This is a genomic window from Kitasatospora sp. NPDC048296 (genome assembly GCF_043201815.1).
Taxonomy (GTDB): domain Bacteria; phylum Actinomycetota; class Actinomycetes; order Streptomycetales; family Streptomycetaceae; genus Kitasatospora.
Window position 1 is genome coordinate 35,988 of the sequence record NZ_JBICZB010000018.1, and the last position, 14,479, is coordinate 50,466.

The following is a 14,479-nucleotide window of genomic DNA, read 5'->3' on the forward strand; positions in this document are numbered from 1 at the left end:
CGGCACCACAGCAGCGTCCACCGCCCAGGCCCCCACCACGCCCGCCGACTGCCGGCCCCGCCGCGCAGCCGGCGGGCCTTTGCGTTCACGACCCGGTGAGCAGCAGCCGCAGTACGACGTGGCGGTCAGTCGGTCTCCAGGAACCGGCGGGTGCGGGCGTCCTTCTCCGCCCGCAGCGCCTCGGCGATCTGCGGATGCTGTTCGTCGAAGGCGTCCAGCTTCTCCAGCGCCCGGGCGAGGTTCGCCTCGTTGCGCGGCTCCTGGTGGCGGAAGTAGAAATCGGGCTCCCCGCTGTCGTACGCCCGTTCCCGCTCGGCGTCGTCGGCGGCGGCCACTGCGGCCGCCGCCTCCTTGAGGCGCTCCCGCTGCTCGACCAGCTCCCTGCCCTCCGGGGTGCGCAGCACGGCAGTGCTGGCAGCCTCCGCCTCCTCCAGCTCCCGCTGATTGCGGCGCCAGGCCGCGAGCGCCTGGCCCTCGGGGGAGGAGTCGAAGGCCGCCTGGGCGGCGTCGCCCAGCTCGACCAGGCACCCGGCCTCCTCGGAGGTGAACCACAATGCGGGAGCGCCGGCGATGAGGTGCGTGCAGCCCGCAGGCCGTCGGTCCTCGGGGACGCCTCGCTCGGCCGCCTCCTGGAGCCAGCCGCTGGCGATCGAACGCCCGCCGTCGTCGACGACGGTGTAGGTGACCGCCCCGTAGGCGGTGATGAAGGGCCGGACGTGGGCAGTGCGGCCGTCGGCGAGCTGCTTGGTGAAGGCGTCCACGAGGATCTCCAGGAAGGGTGAAGGCATCGGCGAACAGCCCCCGTCTGGAGCGGGGGCCGTGCTTGGTCGAGACCCTCACCCCGGCAGCCGTGCCGGGCTCCGGCCCACCGTTGCCGTGGGCGTGCCACCCCGGGCATAGCCCCGGGAACCGCGGTGGTCGTCACCGCGGCCGCCATCGTACGACGCCGGGCGGACACCGTGGCGCAACAGCGCGACGCGGCCCGCACCGGTCATCGCCCGCGGGCCGGACGCCCGTCCCCGCCGATGACCCGGAGGCCAACTTCCCTCGCTTGCACGGGAGAAGACCCCGTGCCGAAGAGGAAACGGGAAACCCTGGGTTGCCCCTTCCTGGTGCTCCTCGGGCGCGATGAAATGGGTTCGTTCCCACCCGCTCCCGCCGGCATCCGGCGGTCGAAGCGACCCCCGAGATCCGAAAGGCTGTGTACAACCATGAGCATTCTCGCCGAGCGCGACCGCCTCCTCCTGAACCCGGAGGGCACCGAGGCCCGCTACGGGAAGGACTGGACCGTGGTGCGCGGCCGCATCGTGAGCTTCGGCTACGGCCACCGGCAGTTGACCGGGGACCGCCTGGACGGCTGTGTTCCCGCCGAGTGCCAGCACGTTCCGCGGGCCGATATGACTCTCGACGCCACCGTCCAGTACTACAACCCGCACCGCGACCCCCGGATGCGGACGCTGACCGGCCTGGACGACGTTGTGCTCCAGCGGGTGCTGGACACTCCCGGCGTCGTCGGCAGCATCGACCGCGCCGTGTCGCTCGCCGTCGATCTACTCGACGACGTCGCCAACCGGAGGTTCCGCCAGGTCCGGCTTGCCGTCGGCTGCGTCGGGGGCCGCCACCGCTCGGTTGCCATGGCGGAGGAGATCGCGCACCGTCTCTGGACCCGGCACCAAATCACCTTCGACGTCGCCCACCTGGACGTCGGGAAGGAACTCCTCCAGCCCCGAGAGCACGGTCTCCGAGGCTGACGGTGACCGAACCGCAGAGCGGGTCCTGCCCGGGCGCCGGGCAGGATTTCCTCCACGGCCGCCGCAGTGCCCCCACGGCCCTGCGGCCTCCTGGCCGACCGGGTGCGTCTTCTGCGCCATCGTGGCCGGCACCGCTGCGGCCCGCGTGGTCCGCCGGTGGCCGGACGCCCTGGCCCTGCACCCCCTCGGCCCGGTGACACCAGGCCACCTCCTCGTGGTCCCCCTTCGCCACGTCCCGGACGTCACGACCGACCCCGAGGTCAGCGCGGCGCTGATGCGCCGGGTCGCGGAGATCGCAACGCCGCCGTGCAACGTCATCACCAGCGCCGGCGAGGTCGCCACCCAGACCGTCTTCCACGCGCACCTCCACGTCCTCCCGCGCTCCTGCGGCGACGGTCTGCTGCTGCCCTGGAGCATCCCGGCCGCCGACAGCGGCCCGCCCCCACCCCGCCGCAATTCGCTCTAAGTGCTGATGCAACGTCAACTACCCGTGGCAGTAGTGTTGTTGCAGCTCAGAGGCCGTAGCGGATGTGGATGAAATCTCGTACAGTGGTTGTACGAGATTTCATCCACTCCTGAGGGGGCGACATGGCCCTGCGCTACGATCACGGAACCACCGCACAGCACGGCGGCAGCGACATCGTCATCGACCTGCTCCCGACCGAGGCCCGCGCCGTCGGCCGCGCCGATGCCGACGAACTCACCTCGATCCTCGACACCGCCCTGTGGGCACTCACCCTGCTGCGCACCGGCAAGGACCGGCGCGGCCGCGACAACAAGCCCGCGACGACCCGGCCGGTGACCGTCGAGAACTGGCACCTGGCAATCAGCCGCCTGGAATCGGCCCGCACCACCCTCCTGGCCGGCATCACCGCCGCCGCCATCCGCGAACACCGCCAGGCCGGCGGCAGCGTCGCGGACCTGGCCCGGGCCATGGACGCCCCCCGCTCCACCGCCCAGACCCGCCAGGCCAAAGTACTCACCGCCGGGGTCAGCGAATGGGAGGCCTGGGCCACCACCTTCCCGGACGAGCACCCGCCCTCCACCGACAACTGGATCCACACCGTCGACCTCGACCTGGAAGAAGCCAAGGCCGTCGGAATCGACGCCGGACTCATGGCCGACTGGACGGACAAGGTCCTGTGGGGGCTGGCTCTGCTGCGCACCGGCTACAGCCACCGGGGCGGCCTGCGCCGGGTCGACCTGGCCTGCTGGCAGGTCGTCATCTCCGACCTCGTGCACAAGCTGGAACCGCGCATCAAGGGCATCATCGACGCCGCCGTGCGGACCCACGCGAGCATGCCCGGGGGAACCGTCGCCGACCTGGCCCTCGCCATGGGCGTTCCGACCAAGACCGCCCAGTCCCGCCGGGACAAGATCCTCAAGGAGTTCCCGGGCGGCTGGGAGCGGTGGGCCATCGGCACCCGCCGCGAGGCCACCGACGACGACAACGCCAACCCCGCCCTGAACGTCCCGCTGCCCGAGCACCACCCCGAGATCTTCGAGATCGCCGCCCGCGACGGACGCGTCGGGACGACCTGCAACTGCGGCTGGACCTCCCCGGAGCGCACCACCGACGCCCTGGAGGCAGCACGGTGGGGCGAGGCGCACCGCCAGGAGCAGGCCGCCAAGGACACCACCATCGCGCGCCGCCCCCGGCGTCCCGCCGACCCGCAGGAGACCGAGCCCGAGGTCGAGCCGACCCACAAGACGGACGTCTACGACGGGGAGGACGGACTGGTCGTCTGCCGCTGCGTCTGCGGCTGGCAGGGAAACCCGACGTCGAACATCGTCGCCGCGGCACTCGAAGGCAGGGGACACCGGGACAGCGCGAACTCCTGACCGGCAGCGCACCGAATTCCCTGGGCGACCGCCGTCCGGCCAAGACATCACGGCCGCCCAGGACTCCACACCCGATCAGACCTGATCAAAGGACAGGAGCACCGCCATGCTGCACGACCCCGAGACCGCTGTCACCAAGTGGGACACCGCCATCCGCAACCTCGCGGTCTTCGCCGCCCTGGCGGCCATCTTCGAAGGGACCCACGACACCGCCGACCAGTGGGCCCAGCGCGGCGCGGACGCCGTGAACAAGGGCCTCTACGGCGACCACCTCGTCCTGGCCGACGGCTCCCCGGCCAGCCCGCAGGACATCGCCGACCCGCTCGTACGGACCATGAGCGCCACCACGCTCGGCCGCATCAGCGCCGCCCGACACGTCCTGTGCTACGGCGCAGTGCAGACCGCAGCCACCCTGACGGTAACCCGCGCCCTCGGGTTCCGGCCCAGGCCCGCGGCACTGCTCGCCGGAGCCGCCATCAACCTCGGCACCCACCTGATCATCGACAGGCGCCGCCCGCTGCTGCGCCTCGCCGTCCGGGTCGGCAAGGGCGACTACGTCAAGGCGTGCACCGTGGTCCGGGCCGAAGGGAAGGCGGCGGACTCTGGCGGTCCGGGAACGGCGCTCTTCGAGCTCGACCAGGCCCTGCACCGCACGATTGGCCTGGCCGCCGCCGCGGTGAGCGCCGCGCTGGCCGTCCGCAACACCCGCTAGCCGCCCACACCCGGCCGCATGGCAACCCCACCGACCGAGAGGCCCGAATCATGACCACCGGCACCTTAGTCCCGCATCCCGAGGACGCCCAGAAACGGCGGCTGGTGGAGAACGCCTCCGCCGCGCTGGGCCTGGAACCTCGGCTGCTGCGCCTGCTGAGCGCCGTGCACGAGGCCGGGCATGCCATCGTCGCCCATACCGTGGGCCTGACCGTCACCAGCGCCACCGTGACCAGCTACGAACTGATCGGCCTCGGCGGTGACCACATTGCCCTGGACTATCGCGCCTTCGGCGATCGCATCCCGCTGCCGAACCTGCTCGCCATGCGCGTCGGAGGATTCCAAGCATCCTTCTTGTGGCTGCAAGGCCGAGGCATCGACGGCACTGCCGAGCCATACCAGGAGGTGCTGAACTGCCTGGCCGGCGGCGACCTCAACTGGTGCGCCCACGCCTGCCAAAACCTGCTCCCTCACGCCCACGCCCAGGACACCATCGAAATCGCGGGCCGCATCCTCCTCCACCGCTGGCGATCCACCCTGCGCCTTGCCTACGACCTCGCCGACGTCGGCTCGATGGACGAGACCGCCCTTCGGACCCATCTGGACGCCGACCCAGTGCAGGGACTCAAGGCAATGCGCTGCTACCGGACCTGGCGGGACGAGACCGCCGCCCACTGGACGGCTCCCGTTGAGCAAGGAGAAGCGCGATGACGAACCCGGACCAGGCCGCGACTCTGCACCAGCCCCGAATCCATCCCGCCAACCTTCCTGACCCGGCCGTGAAGTGGTACGACGTCTCCACCGGCCGCCACCAGTCGTACTGGGTCCGCAACCTTCCCGACGACCCGTACCAGGGCCCGGCTGAGCCGGCCTTGGGCGTGGACGAGGTCGGCTTCGCGGCCTACCGGGCCCACCACGAGGCCGCCCACGCCGTCCTGGGGATGGTCGCCGGATCCCACGTTGCATGGGCGGGTCTTGGGGCCGACGGCGGAGTCACCGCGAGCAACACCCAAAGCGCGGAACCGTGGGGCGAGGTCCTCGCGCCAACGACCGGTGGCTGCGCGAGCAGGGCCTTTGGACCCCGCTCGCGGCATGGATCACCGAGGTCTGCGCCGAGGGCGACCGCAGCGACATCACCAGCGCACACCCCTACATCGGTTTCGGCCGTAGCGCCGAACTCGACTACGGCATCCTGCACGCCGCCGCCGACCGGCTGCTCGACACCTACTGGCCGCAGATCACCACCGTGGCCCGGACGCTCGCGGATCGTCGGCGCCTGACCGGAGAGGAGATCGCCGCGCTCGCCAATCTGACCAATCCCAAGAAGCCCTGAAAGCCCTGCGGGCCTGGTCCGCATCCCGACGCCGAGCCGATCGCCGCTGCCTGGAAGGCCGGAGCAACGAGCCTCGCCGTCCTCGCCGAGGCCGCCCGCGTCAGCTGGCCCACGGTCTACACCGACCTGCGGTCCCAGGGCATCGACCCCGACCGCCATCCCTCGAAGGAGAGCACCGTGCAGATCACCCCCGTCACCCTGGAAGGCTTCACCGGCCTCGACCTGGACGGCCAGGAGGCCGCGCACTTCCACCGGGTCTTGTACCGCTTCATCGACGAGCACCCGGACCGCAGCCCCGGCGAGGAGGAGAGCCGCCTGATCAACCTGACGGACACCCTGCGCGCCTACAACACCCTCCGTCCCCGGCTGCTGGAGGAGTGGATCGCCCGCGAAGAGCGGGACCGCGCCCTTCACCTGGTCGACGTGCGCTGGGAGGCCCTCAGCACCGCACCCCACTGGCTGGCCGCGCACCACTCCTACATCGTGGCCATCGACGACGCCAGGATCGCAATCGACATGTGGGAGAACCGCGCGGTCGACGCTGCGAAGGTCCGGCTGAACCGAGACCACCCCTACCGGCAGTCCGCCTACGAGCAGATCCTGGCCGCCGGCCACCCTCCGGTCGAGCCCCTGGACATCGACCCGTCCGCCGTCGCGGAGCAGCACCGGGCCAACCTGGAGCAGGCCGCCGAGTACAGGCAGGGCCTCGCCGACAAGACTCTCATCCTGGCCAGCGGGGCCGAGGCGCGCTGACACTAACCGCTGCCCGGGGGCGGCCGGAGCCATGGACGGCTCCGGCCGCCCCGTGGCATATCGCGGCGGAATCGCGTGATGCCGATGAGATAGTCATGTCGGATACATGTGATGCGAATGAGAGATTGATGCGAGATTGGTGGTACTCTGGGGGTGGAGGTACTGATGACTGACTCATCGCCATTTCCGGCCGTGGACCGGCTCCTGGACAAAGCCAGGGCCAGCAGGGCGCCGCTGCCGGCGCCGGAAGAACGCAAGCGGCTGCGTACGCAGGGCGACCTCACCCAGGCCGAGGCCGCCGAAGCCGTGGACGGCGTCTCGCGCGAGCTGTTCGGCCGCTGGGAGTCGGGCGCCGCCGAACCGCGGGGCCGCCAGCGTGAGGCGTACCGCTACCTGCTCGTCGGGCTGGCGGAGATCTACGGCACCGAGGGGGATGCCAGCTGGCTGAATCCCCTGCCGAACGGAGCCACCGCCGCCACCGACGAGCCCACCGGAAAGGGGGAGTGATGGGACGCCAGGAGTACAACAACGGGCTGGCCAAGCTGCGCGAGCTGCGCACCGCGATCGGCCAGGCCGACAAGGAAGTCGCCGCCGCCGAGAAGGTCGTCGCGGCGGCAGAAGCAGCCCGCGCCAAGCTCGGGGACCAGCGCGCCCGGCAGGTGATGCAGCTGGCCTCCTTCGAGGGCGCGAAGGCCGACGCCATCGCCAAGGCCGGCGGCATGTCGGTGGGCGACGTCGTCGACATCGCGCCCCTCCTGGACCCCACCCCCGCCGACCGGCGCACTACGGCTCCGGCCGCCCAGCCGCAGCCGGCCCCTGCCCAGTCGGCACCGGCTCCGGTCACCGCCGACGCTGAGCCCGTACCCGCCGCCGTCGCTGCCGAGCCGGAGCCCGCCGCCGAGGTCAAGGCCTTCGCGCCCGAGCACGGCACCGGCACGCCCGAGGCCGAGCAGGCCACGGTCGCGCCCGTCGTGGCCGAGCAGACGCCCGCGGCCGAGGAGCCCCCGCAGGTCCAGGAGTTGGGCTTCCGCGAGCTGCCGAGCATCCCGACCGGAGCGGCCGGCGCCGACTTCACCCGGCTCGACCCGAACCTGGTCTCCATCCGGCCGAACTTCGACCACACCATGCGCAGCATGGTGTTCCTCGACGCCGCGACCGGCGAGATGACCCTCAAGGAGCGGGTTGTCCGGGTCGACCTCGGCAGGCGCACCCCTGAGGAGATTCTCGACGCGGTACAGGCCGCCGCGCCGGGCACGGAGCGGATCTACATCACAGCGGGTGACCCCTGGCACACCGGCGCCGAGCGTTACCCGACACTCATCGAGGCGGTGGCTGCCTGGCTCAACACCCCCTCCCAGAAGTGGGGCGTCGATGCCGGGCGCGGGAAGGACGCCAAGGCCGGGCACTTCGCCCACGAGCGCCACCCTGTGGGCCGGTACAAGCGCGTCAACGCGGGTCCCAAGGAGCGGGGGGTCGAGATCCTCTCCGCCGGCCAGTGGTTCGACGCGAAGGGCGCCGACGTGGCCCTGGTGCGCGCCGCCTTCCTCCGGATGTACAACGCGCTGCGTGCCCAAAAGGGCTGGGAGAAGGTGGCGCTGCTCGGATTCCCGTCGCTGACCGGCATGGACCTGTGGCGCCGCACCATCCCGACGAGGGGTCGCTGGGCCGGGGGCTATCCGGCTCCCGGCCTGGAGGTGCGCGAGCTGATGCACGCCACCGCCGGGCAGGGCCGTACCGAGCTGATCCTGCCACCGCGTGTTCCGGCGCAGCTGTCGGGCCTGGTGGAACTGGACCGGACCTTCGCGTACGGGAAGCACACGTGGAAGAGCGGCGTCGGCGAGCCTCAGCGGCTCACCGCCCGGGGCTTCGCCGCGCTGTCCGAGACGGAGCAGGACACCGCGCTGATGGCCCCCTCGCACTGGAACATCCGGGTCACCGTGCCCGCCGGGTGGCAGCATGTCGGCGTCCTGCCGGCGCCGGTGTCCGGCCAGCGCGCCTGGGACTACCCCGCCACGCCCGGCACCAGGTTCACCACTTGGGCGAGCGGTCCCGAGGTGCACGCCGCGTTGAACAACCCGGTCGGGCGGTGGGGGGTCGAGATCCTGGACGGGCTCGTCTGGGAATCCGGTTCCCCGATCAAGTTGTGGGCGACCAAGCTCAAGAACGCCTGGTCCGGGCTGATGGCCGAGTCGCAGGTCCACGGCGACGAGCGCGTGCGCCGAGCCTCCTACCTCGCGGCGCGTGCCGTCCGCTCCATCCTCCTGTACACGATCGGCGCGTTCGCGGCGGGACCCACGGTGAACACGGGCTACACCCCACGGGGGGAGGAGGTGCCGGACGGCGCGGAGATCCTCAGCGAGGACCAGGGCGGGACCACCTGGAAGCGCCTGTCCCACTCGGCGTCGGACCCGCACCCGCACTGGGCCGCAGGGGTGTGGGGCGGCGCGCGCGCCGCCCTGCTGACGATGACGATGCACGACAAGGAGACGGAGGCCGAGACCAGCGTCGGTGCCCTCCACATGCCGCCCGGCACGGTCGTCGCCTTCAGGACCGACGCGATCTACCTCGACCTCGCCAAGGACCCGGGCTGGCCCTACCAGGACGCGCCCGGCGACTACCTGCTCAAGGGCCTGCTGCCCGGCCCCCTCGCGGCACCGACCAGCGAGGGCGAGCTGATGGCCCTGCGCAAGCGCGGGCGCGACCACCTCGCCGCCCAGCGCCGCTGAACCGCTCCCACCCCACCTGACGGCGGGCCGGATGTACACCGCGTGCGTCCGGCCCGCCCCGGCGGCCCGCGCACCCCTCCGGCGCCGGTCTCGTCGACCCGCATCCGACCGCCACCGCACCCGAGGACACCATGAGCCCGACCCCCGAGCCTCCACCGCTGAATGAAGCCGGCCGCCTCACCCAGGACCTCATCGACCTCGGCTACAGCCGCAGCCAGGTCGCCGGGATGATCGGCCGCAACGCCTCGATCATCACCCAGATCTTCACCAAGGGCGGAGGCAAGGGGAAGGCGTACATCGGCGCCCTCCAGCAGGTCCTGCGCGCCGTGCGCGGTGGCGAGCGCGACCTGGAATCCCTGGCGGCGATCGCCCGCCAGAACATCGCCGACCGCCGAACCCGCACCGGACAGAAGGCACGGGTACGCGGCAAGAACATCATCGGCACCCTCGGGCGCTCCAGCACCGGAACCGCCGGCCAGCAGGCCATCCAGTCCGGAGCCCCGCACCTGGCGGACGTCGTCCACGAGACCGCGCGCGTCGGCGGCCGGATCGCCATCACGGTCCGTATGAAGGCCGATCAGTTCACAATGTCCGCCGGGTCGCGGGAGGACTCCCCGGGCCAGCGCCGCGGCGTCGTCCCCCGCGCGGACGGGACGGAGGAGCGCCAGTACGGCTCCCAACGAGTCGGCCGACGGGGCGAGAGGATCATCGGCTTCGACGCCGGCGAATGGTCGCGCCGCGTGGCGCAGCACCGCGGCGACGTCACCGCGGCGGTGAAGGCCTGGCTGGTCGAGACGGACCGGGCGGTTGAGGACGCAGACATCCGGTGGCTCCAGATCCGCGGATGGGTCCCGACCCCGCCGACCACGCGCGGCCGCCGGCTGTGACTGAGCGCTTCACTTGGCCAGTTAGCGATCGAGTTGGCCAGTTGAGCGTTCGGCGTTGTTCCTGGTCAGCGAGTTGCGAAGCTCCAAGGATCGTTCCACGGGGGAGTGGCCTTGGGACATCGTCGCTGGTTAGCGGATTTGCTCAATCCGCCAAGTGAAGCGCTCAGTCACACCGCCGCTGACCTCCACCACGCTCCACCCGCGAGAAGGGACCCCAGATGCCCAGGCCGTACATCTTCGACGCCGAGACCCGCACCACCACCTGCCGGACCTGCTGGAACTCCGGCTTCGAGACCGCCACCGAGGAGGAGGCGAAGGCCTGGCAGGCCGGTCACCGCTGCCGGCCCCCGGCACCGCAGGCCGACGCGAAGGTGCTCCCGCTGCGCCGGGCCGACAGGTAGAGCCCGCTCGTCATCACGCCAGGTGAGAAGGCTGGCACAGAGGGTTGCAGAAAAGCCCCGAGGCTTGCTAGATTTAGCAAGCCATCTGCTATTCATAGCAAGGAGAAACGCTGTGCTGCCCTCGCGCCTGCCCTACGTCAAGGGCCTCTTCCCCGCCTCCGGGGACCAGGAAGCCCCCACCGCACACCTGGGCCTGACCCCCTTGCAGACCTTCTGCCAGGCACCGGTCCTGGAAGTCCTCGACGGCCACCACGACGCCGACGCCGAGCCCGCCGACGCCCGCCCCGGCCTGTGCACCCACTGCCTCGACGCCCTGGCCGAGTACCGGCACCTGACCTCGACCACCAAGCGCACCACGCTGACCTGGAACGAGGCCCTCACCCCCGGCGGGCGCAGCACCGCCCAGCTGGTCCAGTCCGCCCTCGCCGCCCGCGAGCACCTCGCCCTGATCGAGCGCCGGCTGTACCCGGTCCCCGAGGACCAGCGCGCCGACGCCCTGCTCGCGCTGCTGGCCGACGTCTCCAGCGCCCAACAACAACTCGACTCCCTGGCCGACGAGATCGTGCTCGCACTGCGCGACGTCTGCCGGCCCTCCCCGTCCTGGGCCCGCATCGGCCAGCGCCTCAACGTCAAGGACGCCGCGGTCCGCCACCGCTACAGCCGGGGCGCCGCCGAACACCCCGGCCACCTCCAGCTCTGCCCCTTCGGGTGCGGCGAGCTGCGGCCCGCCAGCCTCCCCGGCGACCACGACCCGTGGAAGTACCACGACCTCGACCACGAAGGCCTCGAACTGGCGAAGGCCGAGAACGACAACTGACCGCCCCGTCCGAACAGAAACAGAGGACCACCTGACCGTGGAGACGTCCGCCACCGGCACCCAGTCCCCCGAGCGGGAAGAGCGCGAGCTTCCGTCCGCGCCGCCGCACCCGCGCCGCCGACTCAGCACCCCCCGGCTCACCGTCACCCCGCTGCGGGACTACCAGAAGCGGAACACCACCACCGCGTGCCGGGAGGTCAAGGACGGCGGTCGCGCCACCATCGAGATGACCTGCGGCACCGGCAAGACGGCCGTGTCCGCCGAGTGCGCCCGCCGTCTCGCCCGCAACGGACGCGTCCTGGTCGTCGTGCCGAGGATCGAGCTGCTGGAGCAGACCGCCGAGGCCTGGACCACCCGCCACGGCCGCCGCGGCTACGCCCTCGCGGCGTGCTCGCGCGACGAGGCACTGGAACGCGCCGAAGCCGGCGGCCACATCGAGGCCCAGGTCACCACCAACGCCGCCGAAATCGCCGACCTCCTGGCCGCAGCGGGCGGCAGCAGCGGAGAAGCAGCGGCCGTCTCGGCGGACAAGGGCCAGGCGATCACCGTGTACGCGACGTACGCATCCTTGGAGCGCCTGGTCCAGGCCCACGCGGACTTCGGACTGGCGCCCTGGGACCTGGTGATCGTCGACGAAGCCCACCACACCGCCGGGGCGATCGACAAGCCGTGGGCCGCGGTCCACGACGACGACAAGATCCCGGCGCTGCGCCGCCTGTATTTCACCGCCACCCCCAGCATCGCCGCCAGCCGGCCCGGCACCGACGATCTGTCGGACCTGGTGGTCGGCAAGGCGCCCACCCTCTACTCGATGGACGACGAGCGGACCTTCGGCAAGATCGTCGCCCGCTACGGCTACACGCAGGCCGTGAACGAAGGCTGGGTGGCCGACTACCGGGTGCTGGTGCCCGTCGTCACCGACGAGGACCTGGCGGAGCTGCTGATGCTGCCCGCCGTCGCGGACCTTCGCTCCCAGCGCACCAACGAGGACCTGCAACGGCTCGCCCTCCAGGTCGCCGTCCTGCGCGCGATCGCGAGCCTCGGGCTGCGGCGCGTCATCACTTTCCACTCCCGGGTCACTGCCGCCCGCAAGTTCTCCGACACCCTGCTGGAGACCGCAGACCTGCTGGTCGACAAGGCCCGGCAGGCGGCCGGCGACCCGCTGGCGGACTACGCCCGGCCCGAGCGGCTGTGGACCGCGGCCATCGCCGGCACCGACCGGCTCAAGGACCGCCGCGACGCCTTCGGCCGGTTCTCCGCCCACACCGGGGAGGACGGCGAGGAGTGCGGCGTCCTGTGCAACGCCCGCCTCCTGGGCGAGGGGATCGACATCCCGGCCGTCGACGCCGTCGTCTTCGCGGACCCCAAATCCAGCCCGATCGACATCGTGCAAGCGTTCGGCCGGGCCGTCCGACAGAAGCCCCAGCAGGGGAAGATCGCGTACATCATCATCCCGGTGTACCTGCCCGCCCCGAGCGCGGAGACCGGCGGCATCGAAGCGGACGACCTCCCCTCCGCCGACCCGATGGACGTCGTCGACGCGGGCCAGGCCGTCCAGGTCGAGGCCGACGAAGCCATCAACGCCAGCCCGTACAAGACAATCCTCCAGGTCCTGCGGGCCCTGGCCTCCGTCGACTCCCGGGTGGTCGGCCGCATCACCGAGCTGCGCACCCACCGCGCCGCCGGCCCGCTCACCGCCCCCGAGACGCGCTCCCGCACCGCCGCCAGCGGCGAGGAGGACGAAGCTCTGCTGGACGAGGAGCCGCAGGAGTCGCCGATCGAATGGCTGCGCATCGACGCCACCGCCCACCAGCAGGAGATCCTCCAGGCCCTCAAGCTCCGGGCCTTCAGCCCCCGCGCGCAGGAGTGGGAACGCCAGTACAAGGCTGCGGCCGCCTTCTACGCCGAGCACGGCCACCTGGACGTGACCGACAAGCAGCAGTACGGCGAGCTCATCACCTGGCTCGACCAGCAGCGCTACCTCAACGCCTCCGACGGCATGGACCCCGCGCGGCGCTCCGAGCTCGACTCGATCGGCATGATCTGGGACAAGCGCGCCAACGCCTGGGACCGCGGCATGGCCTACGCCCTCGCCTTCCACCGCAAGCACGGCCATCTCGCCATGCCCACGGACCACCGCACCGGCGCCTTCGCCGACGGGCAGTGGATGCGCCGCCAGCGCAAGAATCCGGACGCACTCACCGCCGAGCAGCGCTCGCGCCTGGACAACCTGGATCCCCTGTGGCGCCAGTCCCCCGACTGGAACCGCTCCGCCCGCCGCTACGCCGCCTACCTGGCCGCCGGCGGAACCGTCCAGGGCCCGGTCAACCGGCCCGGCCTCGCCAACGACCCGGACTTCCGCCCCGGGAAGTGGCAGGCCAAGCAGCTCCGCGCGACCCAGGAGGGCACGCTCGACCGGCAGCAGGTCGCCGTCCTGCGGTTCCTCGGCATCCTGCCGGGCCCGACCAGCGCCGAAGGCCCCACCCACTTCACCCTGCACGCCCTTCCGCCCGCGCCACTGGTGCACGGCGGGGACGAGGACGGGGAAGCGGACCTATGAGCACCGACAGCACCATGCCGGTGGCGCCGCCCGGACCTCATTCCCCGAGCAGCGGAGCCGTGCTGACCTCCAGCACCGCGCCGGGCACACCGGCAGGTCCGGCCAGTACGCCGATGGTCCGCTGGTATGCGACCTGGCAGTGCCACGCCTGCGGGGAGGGCGGCGACGCCCACTTCGACGACGGCACCATCGTCGACGCCGACCACGAGTGCGAAGACGACGGCAGCGCCGACGGTGAGGTCGCCTGGGACGGTCGCGCCGACTGCCCCTGCGGCTGGTCGCTGGAGACCGGGTTCGAGGACGGCGACCACGTCGAGGCCGACCACGACTGCGCGGGCGACGGATGACCCGGCCCCGCGCCGACGCAACCGAACGGGCAACGCTGGCGGGCCACATCCGCGCGGCCCGCCGCGCCCGCAGGCACTCGCAGGACAAGGTCGCCCGCTCGCTCGGCATCCCCGCTCCGGCTACAGCGACATCGAGCGCGGCCGGCGTGGCGTCGAAGCGCGCGAACTCAAGCGCCTGGCCGCCCTGCTGGGCACCACCCCGGACGAACTGCTCGCAACGGAGGCACCCGACGAGCCCTGCCCCGCCGACGCCCTGGGCCAACTCCACCCGGCCGACCGCCGTTCCGCCGAGCTGTACGCCGGATACCTGCGCTGGCGCCGAACCGCAGGGCCCTGATCGCCGAAGCCCGG

At 71.8% G+C, this 14,479-nt stretch carries 16 protein-coding genes; 15 read left to right on the forward strand and 1 reads right to left on the reverse strand.

The annotated features are described in order from the left end of the window. Positions 1 to 125 precede the first annotated feature (125 nt). Positions 126 to 788, reverse strand: coding sequence for a hypothetical protein (locus tag ACGF12_RS13795; RefSeq protein WP_393028505.1), 663 nt, complete (start codon positions 786 to 788; stop codon positions 126 to 128). Between the two features lie 423 nt (positions 789 to 1,211). Between ACGF12_RS13795 and ACGF12_RS13800 the strand changes: the two genes are divergently transcribed. From ACGF12_RS13800 to ACGF12_RS13870, 15 genes are all read left to right on the forward strand, one after another. Beyond that, entirely contained in the window at positions 1,212 to 1,751 is a 540-nt protein-coding gene (locus ACGF12_RS13800; RefSeq protein WP_393028506.1) for a hypothetical protein, read from the forward strand. 121 nt (positions 1,752 to 1,872) lie between these two features. Beyond that, the gene (locus tag ACGF12_RS13805) at positions 1,873 to 2,217 is read left to right on the forward strand and encodes an HIT family protein (protein ID WP_393028507.1); all 345 of its coding nucleotides are present in this window, start codon (positions 1,873 to 1,875) and stop codon (positions 2,215 to 2,217) included. 122 nt (positions 2,218 to 2,339) lie between these two features. Further along, positions 2,340 to 3,593 carry a hypothetical protein gene (locus ACGF12_RS13810; RefSeq protein ID WP_393028508.1) on the forward strand — a complete coding sequence of 418 codons (1,254 nt, stop codon included), beginning with the start codon at positions 2,340 to 2,342 and terminating at the stop codon, positions 3,591 to 3,593. A gap of 106 nt (positions 3,594 to 3,699) precedes the next feature. Then, positions 3,700 to 4,305 carry a hypothetical protein gene (locus ACGF12_RS13815; RefSeq protein ID WP_393028509.1) on the forward strand — a complete coding sequence of 202 codons (606 nt, stop codon included), beginning with the start codon at positions 3,700 to 3,702 and terminating at the stop codon, positions 4,303 to 4,305. Positions 4,306 to 4,355: 50 nt separating this feature from the next. Next, the gene (locus ACGF12_RS13820; protein ID WP_393028510.1) at positions 4,356 to 5,015 is read left to right on the forward strand and encodes a hypothetical protein; all 660 of its coding nucleotides are present in this window, start codon (positions 4,356 to 4,358) and stop codon (positions 5,013 to 5,015) included. Between the two features lie 313 nt (positions 5,016 to 5,328). After that, on the forward strand, positions 5,329 to 5,637 hold the full coding sequence (locus tag ACGF12_RS13825; protein ID WP_393028511.1) for a hypothetical protein: 309 nt from the start codon (positions 5,329 to 5,331) through the stop codon (positions 5,635 to 5,637). A gap of 177 nt (positions 5,638 to 5,814) precedes the next feature. After that, positions 5,815 to 6,390, forward strand: a complete 576-nt coding sequence (locus tag ACGF12_RS13830) for a hypothetical protein (protein WP_393028512.1) — start codon at positions 5,815 to 5,817, stop codon at positions 6,388 to 6,390. Positions 6,391 to 6,555: 165 nt separating this feature from the next. Beyond that, positions 6,556 to 6,897, forward strand: a complete 342-nt coding sequence (locus ACGF12_RS13835; protein ID WP_393028513.1) for a helix-turn-helix domain-containing protein — start codon at positions 6,556 to 6,558, stop codon at positions 6,895 to 6,897. Beyond that, complete coding sequence (locus ACGF12_RS13840; RefSeq protein WP_393028514.1) at positions 6,897 to 9,116, forward strand: hypothetical protein; 2,220 nt, start codon at positions 6,897 to 6,899, stop codon at positions 9,114 to 9,116. The genes ACGF12_RS13835 and ACGF12_RS13840 overlap by 1 nt, the downstream gene beginning before the upstream one ends. A 131-nt stretch (positions 9,117 to 9,247) precedes the next feature. After that, positions 9,248 to 10,003, forward strand: coding sequence for a hypothetical protein (locus tag ACGF12_RS13845; RefSeq protein WP_393028515.1), 756 nt, complete (start codon positions 9,248 to 9,250; stop codon positions 10,001 to 10,003). Between the two features lie 218 nt (positions 10,004 to 10,221). Next, positions 10,222 to 10,404, forward strand: a complete 183-nt coding sequence (locus ACGF12_RS13850) for a hypothetical protein (protein WP_393028516.1) — start codon at positions 10,222 to 10,224, stop codon at positions 10,402 to 10,404. Positions 10,405 to 10,516: 112 nt separating this feature from the next. Continuing rightward, positions 10,517 to 11,221, forward strand: coding sequence for a hypothetical protein (locus ACGF12_RS13855; RefSeq protein ID WP_393028517.1), 705 nt, complete (start codon positions 10,517 to 10,519; stop codon positions 11,219 to 11,221). 37 nt (positions 11,222 to 11,258) lie between these two features. Further along, positions 11,259 to 13,781 (forward strand): Helicase associated domain protein, encoded by a 2,523-nt coding sequence (locus tag ACGF12_RS13860; protein WP_393028518.1) that lies wholly within the window; start codon positions 11,259 to 11,261, stop codon positions 13,779 to 13,781. Beyond that, positions 13,778 to 14,128, forward strand: a complete 351-nt coding sequence (locus tag ACGF12_RS13865; protein WP_393028519.1) for a hypothetical protein — start codon at positions 13,778 to 13,780, stop codon at positions 14,126 to 14,128. Before ACGF12_RS13860 ends, ACGF12_RS13865 begins: the two co-directional genes overlap by 4 nt. Then, the gene (locus ACGF12_RS13870) at positions 14,016 to 14,465 is read left to right on the forward strand and encodes a helix-turn-helix domain-containing protein (RefSeq protein ID WP_393028520.1); all 450 of its coding nucleotides are present in this window, start codon (positions 14,016 to 14,018) and stop codon (positions 14,463 to 14,465) included. The genes ACGF12_RS13865 and ACGF12_RS13870 overlap by 113 nt, the downstream gene beginning before the upstream one ends. Positions 14,466 to 14,479 lie beyond the last annotated feature (14 nt).

Excerpts from the sequence above, each read along its gene's own strand:
- ACGF12_RS13850 (WP_393028516.1), top strand. The coding sequence starts at position 10,222 with ATGCCCAGGCCGTACATCTTCGACGCCGAGACCCGCACCACCACCTGC.
- ACGF12_RS13845 (WP_393028515.1), top strand. The coding sequence starts at position 9,248 with ATGAGCCCGACCCCCGAGCCTCCACCGCTGAATGAAGCCGGCCGCCTC.
- ACGF12_RS13800 (WP_393028506.1), top strand. The coding sequence starts at position 1,212 with ATGAGCATTCTCGCCGAGCGCGACCGCCTCCTCCTGAACCCGGAGGGC.
- ACGF12_RS13795 (WP_393028505.1), bottom strand. The coding sequence starts at position 788 with ATGCCTTCACCCTTCCTGGAGATCCTCGTGGACGCCTTCACCAAGCAG.
- ACGF12_RS13815 (WP_393028509.1), top strand. The coding sequence starts at position 3,700 with ATGCTGCACGACCCCGAGACCGCTGTCACCAAGTGGGACACCGCCATC.
- ACGF12_RS13820 (WP_393028510.1), top strand. The coding sequence starts at position 4,356 with ATGACCACCGGCACCTTAGTCCCGCATCCCGAGGACGCCCAGAAACGG.
- ACGF12_RS13865 (WP_393028519.1), top strand. The coding sequence starts at position 13,778 with ATGAGCACCGACAGCACCATGCCGGTGGCGCCGCCCGGACCTCATTCC.
- ACGF12_RS13835 (WP_393028513.1), top strand. The coding sequence starts at position 6,556 with ATGACTGACTCATCGCCATTTCCGGCCGTGGACCGGCTCCTGGACAAA.
- ACGF12_RS13840 (WP_393028514.1), top strand. The coding sequence starts at position 6,897 with ATGGGACGCCAGGAGTACAACAACGGGCTGGCCAAGCTGCGCGAGCTG.
- ACGF12_RS13810 (WP_393028508.1), top strand. The coding sequence starts at position 2,340 with ATGGCCCTGCGCTACGATCACGGAACCACCGCACAGCACGGCGGCAGC.